The sequence below is a fragment of the Burkholderia sp. Bp9142 genome (assembly GCF_003853415.1).
In the GTDB taxonomy this organism is placed as follows: Bacteria; Pseudomonadota; Gammaproteobacteria; order Burkholderiales; family Burkholderiaceae; genus Burkholderia.
The window spans coordinates 1-14,143 of sequence record NZ_QTPP01000016.1 but is presented as its reverse complement, the minus strand read 5'-3'; the positions used below and the strand labels follow the sequence as shown (position 1 = coordinate 14,143).

The following is a 14,143-nucleotide window of genomic DNA, read 5'->3' as shown; positions in this document are numbered from 1 at the left end:
CCTCAGGCCGTCTTCAGCTGGCTGCCGACCGGCAGCTTGCGCAGCCGCTTGCCGGTCGCGGCGAAGATCGCGTTCGACAGGGCCGCCGCGGTAGCCGCCGTACCGGGTTCGCCGATTCCGCCCGGCGCCTCGCCGCTTTTGACGAGGTGAACCTCGATCGGCGGCGTCTCGTTGATGCGCATCATCCGGTAGTCGGTGAAGTTGCTCTGCACGACGCGGCCGTCCTCGATCGTGATCTCGCCATACAGCGCGCCCGTGATCCCGAAGATGATGCCGCCCTGCACCTGCGCCTCGATCGTGCCCGGATTGACGGCCATCCCGCAGTCGACCGCGCACACGGCACGCCTGACCTGCACTTCGCCATCCTCCACCGCGACGTCGATGACGATCGAGAAAAAGCTGCCGAACGCGTGCATCACCGATACGCCGCGCCCTTGCCCCTTCGGCAGCGGCGCGCCCCATCCGGCCGCCTTCGTCGCGACGTCGAGCACGTTGCGCGCACGCGGCGTCTTGTCGAGCAGCGCGCGGCGATACTGGACGGGGTCGGTCCTGGCCTGCGCGGCCAGTTCGTCGATGAAGCTCTCGACGACGAACGTCCCGCGCGTCGGGCCCACGCCGCGCCAGAACGCGGTCGGCACATGGCGCGGTTCCTGCCGCACGTAGTCGACGAGCTGGTTCGGCAGGTCGTACGGCAGGTCGTTTGCAACCTCGACCGCGTCGGGATCGACGCCGTCCTTGAACGCGGGCGGCGCGAAGCGCGCGATGATCGACGAACCGACGATCCGGTGCTGCCATGCGACCGGCTTGCCGTTCGCGTCGAGGCCGGCCGAGATCCGGTCGTAGTAGTACGGACGGTACATGTCGTGCTGGATGTCTTCCTCGCGCGTCCACACGACCTTCACGGGCGCGTTGACCTGCCTGGCGACCTTCACGGCCTGTCCGATCATGTCCGTCTCGAGCCGCCGGCCAAAGCCGCCGCCGAGCAAATGGTTGTGCACGACGATCCTGTCGGGTGCCAGCCCCGTGAGCCGCTGCACCGTATCGCGCGCCCGTGTCGGCACCTGCGTGCCGACCCAGATCTCGCAGCCGTCGGCGCGCACCTGCACCGTGCAGTTGACGGGCTCCATCGTCGCGTGTGCAAGGAACGGCTGTTCGTAGACGGCATCGACACGCGTCTTCGCGTTCGCGAACGCCTTGCCGACGTCGCCCTCCTTGCGCGCGACGGCACCCTTGCCGTTGGCTGCGGCTTGCGCGAGATCCGCGACGATGTCCTTCATCGACACCTTCGCGTCCGCGCCTTCGTTCCATTTGACGACGAGCGCCGACGCGCCGCGCTTCGCCGCCCACGTGTGATCGCCGACCACCGCGACCGCGTTGTCGACGCGCACCACCTGGCGCACGCCCGGAATCTTCTTCGTCGCCGACTCGTCGACGCTCGCGACCGTGCCGCCGAACACCGGGCTGTTCACGATCACCGCGTACAGCATGCCGGGCAGGCGCACGTCGAGCCCGAACCGGGCGGTGCCGTCGACCTTCTCCGGCGAATCCAGCCGCTTCACCGGCTTGCCGATCAGTTTGAAATCGGCCGGCTGCTTCAGCGCGACGTCCTTCGGCACCGGCAGCTTCGACGCGGCGTCGGCGAGCTGGCCGTACGAAGCACGCCGGCCGCTCGGCGGGTGCCGCACTTCGCCGTTTTCCGCGCGGCAGGCGGCCGGATCGACATGCCATTGCTTCGCCGCCGCCGCGACCAGCAGCGTGCGAGCGGTCGCGCCTGCACGGCGCAGCGGCTCCCACGCGTAGCGCACCGATGTCGAGCCGCCCGTCAGTTGGCCGCCGAGCAGCGGATCGAGGAACAGCTTCTCGTTCGGCGGCGCATGGTCGAGCGTGACGTTCGACAGCGGCACCTCGAGTTCCTCGGCGATCAGCATCGGCAGCGCCGTATAGACGCCCTGGCCCATTTCCACTTTCGGCATCACCAGCGTGACCTTGCCGCCGCGGTCGATCTGCACGAACGCGTTCGGCGCGAATACGCCGGCGCGCGCGCTTTCGTCCGCATCGCCGCCGATCACCGAGCGCCGCGCGTCATCGCCCGCCGCCGGCATGCTGAAGCCGAGCAGCAAGCCGCCGCCCGCGGCCGCGCCGAGCGACATGCCCGCCTTGAGAAACGAACGGCGCGACACGCCCGCGCCGGCCCGACCTGCGTCGATCAGTCCTCGCGACATGTCAGTTCCCCTTGGCGGCGTGCTTCACGGCCGCGCGAATCCGGTTGTACGTGCCGCAGCGGCAGATGTTGCCGGCCATCGCCGCGTCGATGTCGGCGTCGCTCGGGTTCGGGTTCGAGGCGATCAGCGCCGAGGCCGCCATCACCTGCCCCGACTGACAGTAGCCGCACTGGACGACGTCGAGCTCGCGCCACGCGTCCTGGACCTTCTGCCCGGCCGGCGTCGCGCCGACGGCTTCGATCGTCGTGATCCTGCGGCCCGCGACGGCCGCGACCGGCAGCACGCACGAACGCGCCGCAACGCCGTCGAGATGCACGGTGCACGCGCCGCATTGCGCGATCCCGCAGCCGAATTTCGTGCCGGTCAGGCCGACGACGTCGCGCAGGACCCACAGCAGCGGCATGTCGTCGGGGGCGTCGACCGTGCGGTTCTCGCCGTTGATGTTGAGGGTGACCATTCAGCCTCCGGGGCCGGTGTATCGGGGAAGCGGCGCGACCGGCGCGCCGGGTTGTTCATCGCCACTGCTCGGCACGCAGCGGCTGCCGTGCGGCCCGTCGGACGAGCCGCGGCGGTGATTCAATGCGGGTTATTCGGCCGCGTCGATGCCCGACAGCACCTTGATGACGGGCGGCACCGAGAACCAGTCGGCCGACTTGATGCGAAACGCGGTGAAGTGCGGGCTCGCGAGGTGCGCGTCGAACGCGGCCTGGTCGTCGTAGATTTCGAACAGGTGCAGTGCCGGCGAGCCGTCCTGTTCGCGGAACAGGTCGTAGCGGCGGTTGCCGGGTTCGACGCGGGTCGCCGCGACCATGCTGCGCAATTCGGCCTCGACGGCCTGCGCGTGTTCGGGTTTCGGAAACACCGAGGCCATCACATAAAGCGCCATGTTTTTCACTCCTTGGGGAAATGGAATCGAGCATGCCATAGGCCGGCGTCGGGTGACGCCAGCGTGCAAACGGACGCGTCGCGTCAGGCCAGTTCGTCCGGCCCCACGCGCACGACGACCTTGCCGAAATTCCTGCCGGCGAGCAAGCCGATCAGCGCATTCGGCGCATCGGCGAGATCGGGAACCACGTCCTCGAGCGCCTTCATCTTGCCCTGCGCGATCCACTCGCTCATTTCCTTCAGGAACGGCGCGTAGCCGGTCGCATAATGATCGAGAATGATGAAACCCTGCATCCGGATGCGCTTGCGCAGGATCGTGCCCATCAGCGCGGGCACGCGGTCACGGCCGCTCGACACCGCGGTGTCGTCGTATGCCGCGTCGTTGTAATGCGCGATGATTCCGCACACCGGCACGCGCGCATGATCGTTGAGCAGCGGCCACACCGCGTCGAACACGGCGCCGCCGACGTTCTCGAAATAGACGTCGATGCCGTTCGGGCAGGCTTCCTTCAGCTTGATCGCGAATTGCGGATCGCGATGATCGATGCTGGCGTCGAAGCCGAGCGTGTCCTTCACGTACGCGACCTTGTCGGCGCCGCCCGCGACACCAATCACGCGGCAGCCCTTCAGCTTCGCGATCTGGCCGACCACCGCGCCGACCGCCCCGCTCGCGGCGGCGACGACCACGGTTTCGCCGGGCTTCGGCTCGCCGATCTTCAGCAACCCGGTGTACGCGGTGAACCCCGGCATGCCGAGCACGCCGAGCGCCTGCGACGGATGCGCGAAGTCGGGGCCGAGCGGAATCAGATCGCTGCCGTCGGACAGCGAATAGTCCTGCCAGCCACCGCCCGCGACGACCAGGTCGCCTTCGCGATACGCGCTCAGGTTCGAGGCGACGACACGGCTGACCGTGCCGCCGACCATCACGTCGCCGAGTTCGACCGGCGGCGCATACGACGGCGCGTCGCTCATCCGGCCGCGCATGTACGGATCGAGCGACAGCCAGACCGTGCGCAACAGCACCTGGCCGGCGCCGGGCGCCGGCACGGCCACGGTCTCGCTACGGAAGTCGTTCGGGGTGGGTGCGCCGACCGGGCGCGCGTTCAGGATGATTCTGCGGTTTGCTGCCTTGCTTTGCGGCATGGGAACCTCCGTCAACAGGAATGGACGTGCCACGGGCACGATCGGATCAACGTTCGACCACCGTGATGCGCGCGGCCGCGGCCGTGCCGGCGAATCAGCCGGCGGAGCCGCAGCCTCGCGGGTCACGCAATGGGACTTCTGCGTGAGTAGACCAGTCGTCTAGGGCTCACGTAAAAACAAGGCGCGCCTGTGCTCGCCCGGGTTACGACTGCGCTCCACCTGGCTCGACGGGCGGCAGGTTCAGCATCCGCCGTGTTTCGAGCATCGCGCGCTCAAGCGGCGCGCGGTTGCGGTGAATCTTCTCCAGCAGCGTTGCGCCAAGCCACAGTTCGTAGAGAATCGCCGCCGAATGGGCCGGATCGTCGACGCCGCTCAGCGAACCGTCGGCCAGCCCGGCCTCGATCCCGCCCGCGAGCCGCTCGATGATCTGGCCGGTGCCGCGCCGCAGGACCGCGCGCATCGCCTCCGACAAGTCGGACACTTCCGCGCCGAGCTTCACCGCAAGGCACTTGCCTTCCGGATCGTCCGCGCACTGCGTGTGCAGCCAGTTGCCCCAGTACGTCATCAGCCGCTGCGCGCCCGTGCCGGCCTGATGCTTGAGCAGGTTGTCGAGATGCTCGAGATAGCCTTCGAAATACGATTCGAGCAGCGCCTCGCCGAATGCCTCCTTCGAGCCGAAGTAATGGTAGAACGAGCCCTTCGGGATGCCCGCCGCGGCGAGAATCTCGTTCAGACCGACCGCCGAGAACCCCTTGTGGAGCATGATCGGCTTCGCGATATTCAGGATGTGCTGGCGGACTTCGGCGCCTGAAGATGCATTCATGATGGCGTATGTTAGCAACGATTAGACCGGTCGTCTAGTAACGTCGAGCCGGCGAATTGAGCGGCACTTTACCTGAATCGCGCCGCGTCGCGGATGCGTTGTCGCCGCACCGTCGCGCCCATGTCACGCAGGCTTCGGAGCGCGCTTCCTGGCGACCGGTTTCGCCGCACGCAGGCTGCCTCCGGCAGGTCGACCCGGCGCCCGGCGCACGGGCGCGCGAGCCGCGCGTTCGGCTCGCAGCGCGTCGAGCTCGCCGACATACGCGGCATTGGCCGCGCGAGCGCCGTCGAGCTGGCCTTCGAGCATGCCGCTGCGGTGTTGCGTGTCGGCCAGTTGCGCCTGCAGCGCCGCGAGATCCTTGCGGTGCAGCGAATCGCGCTGTTCGGCGCGCGTGGTGGCCGCGTCGAGTTCCTTTTGCAGCCGTGCGGCCGCGAGCCGTTCGCGGTCGATCTCCTGAAGCGCCCGTTTCTCGGATGCGCGCAAGCGCTCCTCGGCCCGGCCTGCATCGTCGCGCAGCCGGTCGAGCTGCGACGTGAAATCGGCGCGCGCCTGCGCGAGCGCGCGATCGGCTTCTGCATTGTCCAGCTTCAGCCGTTCGACTTCCGCTTGCAGCGCGCGGCGCGACGCTTCGTCGGCCGCCCTTGCCTGCTCGAGTTCCTGGATGCGCACCTGGGCCGCCAGCAACGCGCTCGTGCGTTGCTCCAGCGCGGTTTCGGTGCGGGACAGGTCGGCTTGCAGTGCGGCGACTTCCGCTTTCGCCGACGTCCGCTCGGCTTCGACTTCGGCGCGCAGTGCATCGAGTGCCGCGGCGGCATCGGTACTCGAACGGCTCCACAACGCAGCGACCAGTTCGCCCGCCGCCGCCTGCAGATCGGCCGGCAAGTCCGGATGCTCGATGCGCATGCGGCTCTTTTCCCGCAACTCGACCCAGAACTCGCCGAGCACCGCCGTCGGCGTGCTCATGCTGCCCTTGCGCACGAGCTGATACAGGCGGTTCGCGGTGGGCGTGATGCCGAAGCGGAAGAACATCAACGCGCAGACCTCGCGATACAGCTCGCGGGTTTTCGGGAAATCAGCCTTCAGGCGATCGATTTCGGCGATCAGGCGGGATTCGTCGGCAACGAGGTCGGACATGGCGGTTTGGTCTGGAATTTCGTGAATAATATAACGTAAACCGTTTGATATCCAATCACCAGCCGAGATGAATTTGACATTATTTCTATAATGTTGAGATTCGTGGAGCGCCGATGTCTTGATCGGATATCCCCTATGGCCTGCCCCCTTCGTCCGGTTTGATGTGGCGGAAAGCGGCCAGCAGCGAAAGGTCATATACGATCTTCAGCACACCGCATGCGACCAGCGGCGCGCCAAGCCAGCCAAGGCCGAACAAGCCGCCAGCCAGCGTCGGTGCGATCGCGGCCGCGAGGCTGCGCGGCACGGACGTGAAGCTGGCGGCGGCCGGGCGCTCCATCGGCGTGACGACGGCCATCACATAAGCGGTTCGCGTCGGCACGTCCATTTGCGACAACGCGCTGCGCATGAGCAGAAGCGTCAACGTCAGCGGCAGCGACGGTGCCAGCGCCGCGCCGATCAGACAGACGCTCGACGGGATGTGCGTGAAGACCATGGTGTTGAGCAGGCCGATCCTGCGTGAGAGCGGTGCCGCTGCGAGCTGGGAGCCTGCGGCAAGCAGTCCGGTGCAAAAGAAGAACCGGCCCGCCGCGCTCACGGAAAATCCGAAGCGCTGCATCAACCAGAGCGCCAGCAGAGAGTTGACGACGAGGCCACCCGCGAACGCGTCGACACTGAACAGCAGCGCAAGCCGCGTGACGATGCGCCGCGATGGCCCGAGCGGAGGCGTGACCGTGGCCGCGTGCGATGCCGTACGCGGCAATCGGGCGTACAGCGCGCACACCGCGAGGCCCGTCACCGCATAAACGAGAAACATCGCGCGCATCGCGGCCAGCGGCGACATCCCGGTGTGCGAGGCAAGCCAGAGCGGCAGGCCTGCAGCGAGTGCGCCCAATGCGGCCGACACGGCGCCGACCAGGCTGTAGCGTGCAAACAGCGCGGTTCGCGCGTCGCCGGTCGCCGCTTCGGCAAGACGGGCCTGCTCGAGCGGCAGGAAGAGACTGACGTCGCCTGAACTCGGGTTGAGCGTGCCGACGAAGGCCACCACGAGCAGTGGCCACAAGGTCGACAGGCTGGCGAAGCCGATGCCGGTCGCGGCCATGAGGACGGCGGCGAGCGTCAGCACCCGGCGGTGCGGAAAGCGGCTGGCCACCATGCCGACCGCGATCGTCGCGACAGCCGACCCCATCAACGTCGAGGTGCTGATCAAGCCCACGTGGACCTGCGCGAAGCCGAGCAACAGCAGATACGCGGGGAGCAGCACCGCGATGAAGCCGTCACAGAACCCGCGCAGACCACGACTCGCGAGGATGATCCACGCGGCATGCTCGACACCGGCCGGAAGGAGCCGGCGCGAAAGACGCATTGCGAACGAGATGGCCACGCGGCCGCTAGGCACGTGCATCACGCCGACACCACGCGTAGAGCGCGTCGTACATCACCATCCCGTGCCGTAGCTGCTCGTGATCGTCGGCGAAGTTCCCGGAAAGCCCGATCGAGATGGCATACAGGCCCGTCGCTTCCGGCGCGAGATCGAGCCGCCCGGTATCCGCACCGCGCACGATCGTGGCAAGCTTGAGCAAGGCCGGCTCATGCAGCTGGTATTTGTCGAGGAACGCATCGAAGCTGCAGAACTCATCATGGTGCCCGAGTTCGACACCAGGCACGTCGTACGGAATCGCGCCCGTTTCCTCCGCCATGCGCAACACGTCCGTCCCCGGGACGTAGAGGAACTCGGGGGCCTTGTCGATAAACCGGGCGATCAGCCATGGGCAGGCGATTCGATCGATCTTCGGCCGTTCACGCGTGATCCATTTCATGGCGCTCCTCCTGTCCGAATGCAGGGAAGTTCCCGTGCAATCGCTCATCAGTCGTTCACGCGCACAATCCATTGCACGGCACTGCGCCTGTCTGGCGGTGCGGAGGACGTGGACGATGTGCCCGAACGGTCAGTCGTCGTCCTCTTCGTCCTCGTCGCCGGCCGGGCGGCTGACGATCAGCCTGCCATCGTCAGCCACGAGTCGGATCGCACGACAACGCTTTCATCTCGTACGTCATGGTCAACTCCCGGAAATGCGAGTCAATGGTGGAGCAGCGGGTAGGCCACCAGCCCGAAGAGTGCCGCGGCGGTCACGATCACCGGCTCCTGCAGCTTCTTGAAGCGCCACAGCAGCAGGACGGTCGCCACGGCGACGGCGGCGGTGGGTATGTCGACGATCGAGCGCTTCGCGATGACGAGCACGGAACCCGTGATCGCGCCGACGGCCGCCGCCGTGATGCCGTCGACGAACGCCTTGACGTCGGGCCGGTGCCCGTACTTTTTCACGTAAGGCGCAGGAATGATGGTGAACAGATAGCAAGGCAGGAACGTGCCGAGGGCGGCGACGCACGCGCCGGGCAGGCCCGCCACGATGTACCCGATAAAGCCGACCGTAATCACGACCGGCCCCGGCGTGATCATCGCGACCGCGACGGCGTCGACGAACTGCTTGTCGTTGAGCCAATGATGTTCGGTCACGACCCCGCCGTACAGGAACGGCACGATCGCGAGCCCCGACCCGAACACGAACGCGCCCGCTTTGGCGAAGAACACGCCGATCTGCGCGAGTTGCGGCAGATCGATGCCACTCAGCAGGCCGCTGGCTGCCGGCAGGTTGACGCCGGCGAGCGCGTTCAGCCCGCCCTTGTGCAGCCATTTTGGCGGGGCGCGCCAGAGCCAGCCGATCAGGCCGGCGACGATGAACAGCCACGCGATTTCCGACTCCGTGATGAAGGTCACGGCGGCAAGCGTCAGGAAGATGGCCCAAAGCAGCTTGTCCTGGCCGACGGTCTTGGTGGTGAGCTTGTAGGCGCTCATCGCGATGATGCCGACCACGGCGGCGCCTACCCCGTAGAAGACCGCCTGCATCCACGACAGGCCGCCGAAGTGCGCGTACGCGAAGCCGAGCCCAAGGACCATGAGGAACGACGGCAGGACAAACGCGAGCCCGACGAGGGTCGCGCCGAGAATCCGGTAGTGGACGAAGCCGAGATAGATCGCGAGCTGGGCGGCCATCGGCCCCGGTGCGAGTTGGGCAAGCGTGAGCCCTTCCTTGTAGTCCGCTTCCGTGATCCAGCCATGCCGTTCGACGAGATCGCGGCGCATGTAGCCGGCGAGCGCGACCGGGCCGCCGAAGCCGAAGGTACCGAGCCGCAGCATGTAGGCGACCAACTGGCCCAGCGAGTAGGCCGGTGCGTTGGTGGCGATGGTCGTGGTCATGAACGTCCCCCGGTTTCTCCCTTTCCATTCGATGCGAAGTGTGCGTACAGCGCGTCGAGCACCGCGCCCATCTGCTCCAGCAACTGGTCGTCGTTTTCGGTGCGTTGGCGCGTGCCGGCCATCACCGCCTCGAATCCGACCGCCTCGGGCGCGGCAGGCCCGCCGACGTCGAGCGCATGCACGATCTCGCCGAGCCGCAGCAGCGCCGGATCCTTGTCGAGCCCGAAACTCGCGAGCAATACCTCGAACGTCACGCGCTCGCCGGCGTGCGTGAATGCGGCGCCGTCGAAATCGAAGCCGAGCGCGTCAGGCGGGCAATCCGCCGGCGACGCGAGCCAGTTGAAGCGGGCTCGCGCATCGATGAAACGGCGAATCAGCCATGCACTGGCGACGCGATCGACCCACATGCGCTGACGTGTCGCCCAGGTGCGCCCTTGATATTCGTCGATCGCGAGCAGGCGGATCGCGCGCTCCGCGGCATGCGGCTCGCCCGGCGACAGCACGGTGTCGACGAGTGCGGTGAAGTCCTGCAACGCGACTTCGGCCCGGGTTGCCGAATCGCCCGGGAAATAGTCGATCGTCCGGATGGTGTCGAAATCCTTGCGCTGGCGGCGCAGCAGGCGCGTCAGTTCCGTCGCGGACTGGCCGGAAAGCGTCTTGCGGGCTTCCGCGAGCGCCTGGATGAAGCTGGCGTAATCCTCGTCGCGATCGAACAGCGCGCGAAATTCCAGCTCCTGAGACGCGTCGAGGCTTGGCGCCCGCAACAGGTGGGCGGTGCCGCCGCTTTCGGCGATCGCGCCAGCGAGTTCACGCAGCATGCTTTCGCGCGCCTCCGTGTACGGCAGCAGATAAATGCCGTCACGCAGCACCGCGCAGCCCTTTGCCTTGAGCGCACGCCAGAACCGCATGCGGGCCGTCGCGTTTTCCGTAGGCAGGGTCAGGACGAGGAGCGACCAGGTGGAGACAGTGTTCATGTAGCAAATGCTACTTTCGTGTCTCAAACTCTACAAGTTAACTTTTCGGGCGCGCCACCCGGGGCGGGTTCGGCGATTTCGCGCGAGAGGCGCCGTACTTCTCAAGCGCGCTGATCATGGTCGTGGGTCTGTTTGTCGGTTATCAGGGCGTCACCGCCTTGAGCTGATTTCGCCATGGCCGAGCTCGCTCACATCGATCGAGGTCGGCTTGCCGCTTGCGTGCATGCCGGCAGCCGGACGGTGTTGGCTATTACACCTCCAACAAGCAGGATTTGCGCGACCGTTTAGCGGGTCAACACGCGATGCCCGCTGCTGTCACGTATCTGCAATCGTCGGCCGGTAGCGTTCGAGGCTGCCCACGCTTTCGACAGACGAATACGCCATGCAGCGCACGTCGCGCGCCACGCCCCACGTTTATGCGGCCACGTCCCGCGCCCTCGCCGCCAGTCTCGCGATCAACCTGCTGTTGCTCGCCGCCGAGGCGGTCGCGGCGTGGTCCGCGCATTCGTCCGGCCTGTTTGCGGACGTCGCGCACGCGGCGATCGATTTCGCGGCCGACGCGCTGATCCTGGTCGCGTGCCGGCTCGACGCGCGGCTGCCGCCCGAGCGGCGCCCGACCTACGAGCCGCTCGCGCTGGCAGGACTCGGCGCGTTGCTCGTCGCGACGGGCGTACAGATGATCTGGCAAGCGGCAAACCGGTTCGACGCACCGCCCGTCGTGCAGCCCGGCGCGATGACGCTCGCGCTGATCGTCCTCACGCTGACCGGCAAGGCCGCGCTGTCGCGCTGGATGTTGCGCAAGGCGCGCGAAACCGGCTCGGCCCTGCTCGAAGCAAGCGGCTGGCATGTGCGCGCCGACGCACTGTCGGCGTTGCTGGCGGCGCTCGCGATGAGCGCGGCGTGGGTCGGCCTCGGCCGTCTCGACGATCTCGCCGCGCTTGCGATCGGTGCGATCGTGATCCGCACGGGTGCCGGGTTCATCCGGCGCGGTTGCGCGCAATGGCCGGCATTGGCGGCGTGGGTGAGCCGTTCGACGCGCGGGTCGTGACGATGCATGCGACATCGGCCCGCGCGATGACCTGACACACCCGATACCTGCCATCGGCTGCGCACGAGCCTCTCGTTCATGATGCCGTGATCGCTGTTCCGCATGCGCGTCGACCGCAGTCGATGTATCTGGGGACGAATCCATTCGATATCGATGCGGCGGCATGCGACGTACCGCCCCCGATCACCCCAGCGGCACCACGCTCCCGAGCAGGATCCGCACGAGCGTCGCCTGGCGTGTGACACCCGTCTTCGAGAAGATCGCGCGCAAGTGCGTGCGTGCCGTGTTCTTGCTGATCCCCGACTCCTCCGCCGCCTCCTCGAGCGTCAATCCGTTCGTCAGCAGCAGCGCGAGCGAGGTCTCGGCGGGCGTCAGGTCGAACAGCTTGCGGATGATTTCCTGCGCGCCCTGCGGCTTGCGGTCGGGATCGCGCAGGAACAGCGTGACGGCCGGCCGGCGCTTGTTGTCCTCCGACCAGTCGGACAGCAGCACGGTGCGCACCAGCAGCCCGAGGCGCGGCTTGTCGAAGCCGCGCGTGATCGGCATCGCCTCGACGATCGCCGCGGCCGTGCCGTGGTGTCCCATCACCGCGTGACGGATCAGCCGCTTGAGCGTGCGGTTCTCCTGCGCATCGGTCGCCTCGATCGTGCCGCGCGCAATCGTCAGACCGTTGTTCTGCTTCAGGATCTCGTCGGCGACGCTGTTCATGTCGATGATCGTGCCGTTCTCGTCGAGCGTGATCGTGCCGATCTGCATCCGGTTGATCGCGTTCGCGTAGATCGATCGTTCGACCTCGGCCGTGTCGAGCCGCGAATGCAGCTCGACCGCGCGCTTCAGATGCGGCAGCAGCAGCGCGCAGAGCGTCTTGTCGCGCGCGGAGAACTGCTTGGACGCATGATTGCGGCACACGCGGAACCGGCACTCGACGCCCGACGGCGTGCGCAGGTCCGCGCCGAGGATGTAGCGCACGTCCTGCGGTTTCAGGAACTGCTTGTACAGTTCGCTCGACAGCCAGCCCGTATCGCCGAACACATCGTCGACCGTGACCACGCGATCGGCCGGCAGGCCGACGAACGGATCGAGCGAATAGTAGTAGTTGTTGTACGACGCCTCGCCGTCGACCGGCACGACCGGGCCGAACTCCGATGCGTGCACGGACAGCGGCGCGCGGCGGTCGCTCGCGGCCGCGCGCAGGATCAGCGTCACGTAGTTGGCCTGCAGCAGCCGGCGAACCATCTCGAGCGCGCCCGCCCACGGCGGCGTTTCCATCGGCCCCTGGTAGATGCGCGCCATCAGCTCGCTGAAATCCGCGACGCCGATGTCGGCCTCCTCGCTTGTTGGCTGGCTCTCTTGCGGAGCCCATCTCGTCTCCATCAGCACGCTCCATCCTCCATGCAACTCGTTGTCGGTGCGACTCATCCGCGCCGCCATGATTAAGACGCGTCTTAATTCCGGCGTCATCGGGACATTCACTGAATGGTGAGCTTTGGCCATCCGGACGCGCGAACCATCGTCCAATCGGATGATGTGGCGCCCTGCCCGCTGCGCTGGAATGCCCGTCAGGCCGTGCCGGCAAGCGTCCGGCTCGGGCTCAGGGAAAACCGCGACGCGGGTTTACCTGATTCAGACCGCATCAGATTCAGACAGGAGTTCCCATGCCGCTCGACCCTCAGGCGCAGGCGCTGCTCGCCGCGCTCGCCCAAGCGCCCGCGATCGATTTCGATCGACTGACCGTGCCCGCGTACCGCGCGAGCCTCGCCGGCGGCAGCGCCTTCGCGCCCGGCGATGCGATCGCCGCCGAAGAGGACTGGCAGATTCCCGCCCCGGGTCGCCAGTTATCCGCACGACTGTATCGGCCCGACGCCGACGGGCGATTGCCGCTGACCGTGTTTTTCCACGGCGGCGGCTTCGTCGCGTGCGGTATCGATTCGCACGCGAATCTGTGCCGCAGCCTCGCCAAACGGGCGCGCACGCTCGTGCTGTCGGTCGACTACAGGCTCGCGCCCGAAGCACGCTTCCCGGCGGCCGCGCAGGACGCATGCGATGCCGTGCGCTGGGCCGCCGCCAGTGCGCGCGATCTCGGCGCGCGCGCCGATGCGATTGCCGTGGCCGGCGACAGCGCGGGCGGCAACCTGGCCGCGGTCGCCGCGCTGCAGTTGCGCGGTTCGGGCATCGCGATCGCGCACCAGTTGCTGCTGTATCCGGTCGTCGATTGCGCGACCGAGCATCCATCGTACGAATCGCTCGGCGAAGGCTATTTCCTGACGGCGGACGCGATGCGCTGGTTCAAGCGCCAGTATTTCGAAGACGGTGCCGACCGCGCATCGCCGCTCGCCAGCCCGCTCGCCGCGGCGGACCTGTCGGGCGTGGCGCCGGCCACGATCGTCAGCGCGGAATTCGACCCGCTGCGCGACGAGGCCGAAGCGTATGGATTGCGTCTCGCGCAGGCCGGCACGCCGGTGTCGCTCGTGCGCTGGCCGGGCCAGCTGCACGGTTTCGCGAGCATGCTCGGCGCGCTCGATGCGGCCGAGCGCGTGCTGACGTTCGGCGCCGACGCGCTGCGCCGCGCCTTCGACGCGACGGAGAATTGAAATGAACGCGTCCCACCCGTGAACGTGAGAGCAGAAGCAGGAGGTGGATCCTCGCGGGCCAACGGCA

Annotated in this window: 13 protein-coding genes; 2 read left to right on the top strand and 11 right to left on the bottom strand. The window is 67.3% G+C overall.

Going from position 1 to position 14,143, the window contains the following annotated elements:
• Window positions 1–2: 2 nt before the first annotated feature.
• The 10 genes from DIE22_RS18990 to DIE22_RS18945 all read right to left on the bottom strand — a co-directional run bounded on the left by DIE22_RS18990 (window position 3) and on the right by DIE22_RS18945 (window position 10,437).
• Complete coding sequence (locus DIE22_RS18990) at window positions 3–2,222, bottom strand: xanthine dehydrogenase family protein molybdopterin-binding subunit (RefSeq protein ID WP_124605859.1); 2,220 nt, start codon at window positions 2,220–2,222, stop codon at window positions 3–5.
• Window position 2,223: 1 nt separating this feature from the next.
• Window positions 2,224–2,679, bottom strand: coding sequence for a (2Fe-2S)-binding protein (locus DIE22_RS18985; protein WP_124605858.1), 456 nt, complete (start codon window positions 2,677–2,679; stop codon window positions 2,224–2,226).
• A 129-nt stretch (window positions 2,680–2,808) separates the two neighbouring features.
• On the bottom strand, window positions 2,809–3,108 hold the full coding sequence (locus DIE22_RS18980; protein WP_124498857.1) for a putative quinol monooxygenase: 300 nt from the start codon (window positions 3,106–3,108) through the stop codon (window positions 2,809–2,811).
• A gap of 83 nt (window positions 3,109–3,191) precedes the next feature.
• Window positions 3,192–4,250 (bottom strand): NADP-dependent oxidoreductase, encoded by a 1,059-nt coding sequence (locus DIE22_RS18975; RefSeq protein ID WP_124605857.1) that lies wholly within the window; start codon window positions 4,248–4,250, stop codon window positions 3,192–3,194.
• A gap of 202 nt (window positions 4,251–4,452) precedes the next feature.
• Complete coding sequence (locus DIE22_RS18970; protein ID WP_124605856.1) at window positions 4,453–5,073, bottom strand: TetR/AcrR family transcriptional regulator; 621 nt, start codon at window positions 5,071–5,073, stop codon at window positions 4,453–4,455.
• A 123-nt stretch (window positions 5,074–5,196) separates the two neighbouring features.
• Entirely contained in the window at window positions 5,197–6,207 is a 1,011-nt protein-coding gene (locus tag DIE22_RS18965) for a DNA-binding protein (RefSeq protein ID WP_124605922.1), read from the bottom strand.
• A 133-nt stretch (window positions 6,208–6,340) separates the two neighbouring features.
• Window positions 6,341–7,609 carry an MFS transporter gene (locus DIE22_RS18960; RefSeq protein WP_124498925.1) on the bottom strand — a complete coding sequence of 423 codons (1,269 nt, stop codon included), beginning with the start codon at window positions 7,607–7,609 and terminating at the stop codon, window positions 6,341–6,343.
• The gene (locus tag DIE22_RS18955; RefSeq protein WP_124498860.1) at window positions 7,596–8,024 is read right to left on the bottom strand and encodes a chromate resistance protein ChrB domain-containing protein; all 429 of its coding nucleotides are present in this window, start codon (window positions 8,022–8,024) and stop codon (window positions 7,596–7,598) included. Before DIE22_RS18955 ends, DIE22_RS18960 begins: the two co-directional genes overlap by 14 nt.
• Before the next feature lie 260 nt (window positions 8,025–8,284).
• Window positions 8,285–9,463 carry a chromate transporter gene (locus DIE22_RS18950; RefSeq protein WP_124498861.1) on the bottom strand — a complete coding sequence of 393 codons (1,179 nt, stop codon included), beginning with the start codon at window positions 9,461–9,463 and terminating at the stop codon, window positions 8,285–8,287.
• Complete coding sequence (locus tag DIE22_RS18945; RefSeq protein WP_124498862.1) at window positions 9,460–10,437, bottom strand: chromate resistance protein ChrB domain-containing protein; 978 nt, start codon at window positions 10,435–10,437, stop codon at window positions 9,460–9,462. Before DIE22_RS18945 ends, DIE22_RS18950 begins: the two co-directional genes overlap by 4 nt.
• Before the next feature lie 382 nt (window positions 10,438–10,819).
• Here DIE22_RS18945 and DIE22_RS18935 point away from each other — a divergent pair, with 382 nt between their 5' ends.
• Complete coding sequence (locus DIE22_RS18935) at window positions 10,820–11,485, top strand: cation diffusion facilitator family transporter (RefSeq protein WP_124498863.1); 666 nt, start codon at window positions 10,820–10,822, stop codon at window positions 11,483–11,485.
• A gap of 183 nt (window positions 11,486–11,668) precedes the next feature.
• On the opposite strand, the gene DIE22_RS18930 is transcribed toward DIE22_RS18935, so the two are convergent.
• Window positions 11,669–12,859 carry a helix-turn-helix transcriptional regulator gene (locus DIE22_RS18930; protein WP_124498864.1) on the bottom strand — a complete coding sequence of 397 codons (1,191 nt, stop codon included), beginning with the start codon at window positions 12,857–12,859 and terminating at the stop codon, window positions 11,669–11,671.
• 281 nt (window positions 12,860–13,140) lie between these two features.
• Here DIE22_RS18930 and DIE22_RS18925 point away from each other — a divergent pair, with 281 nt between their 5' ends.
• Window positions 13,141–14,076 carry an alpha/beta hydrolase gene (locus DIE22_RS18925; RefSeq protein ID WP_124605855.1) on the top strand — a complete coding sequence of 312 codons (936 nt, stop codon included), beginning with the start codon at window positions 13,141–13,143 and terminating at the stop codon, window positions 14,074–14,076.
• Window positions 14,077–14,143: the final 67 nt, after the last annotated feature.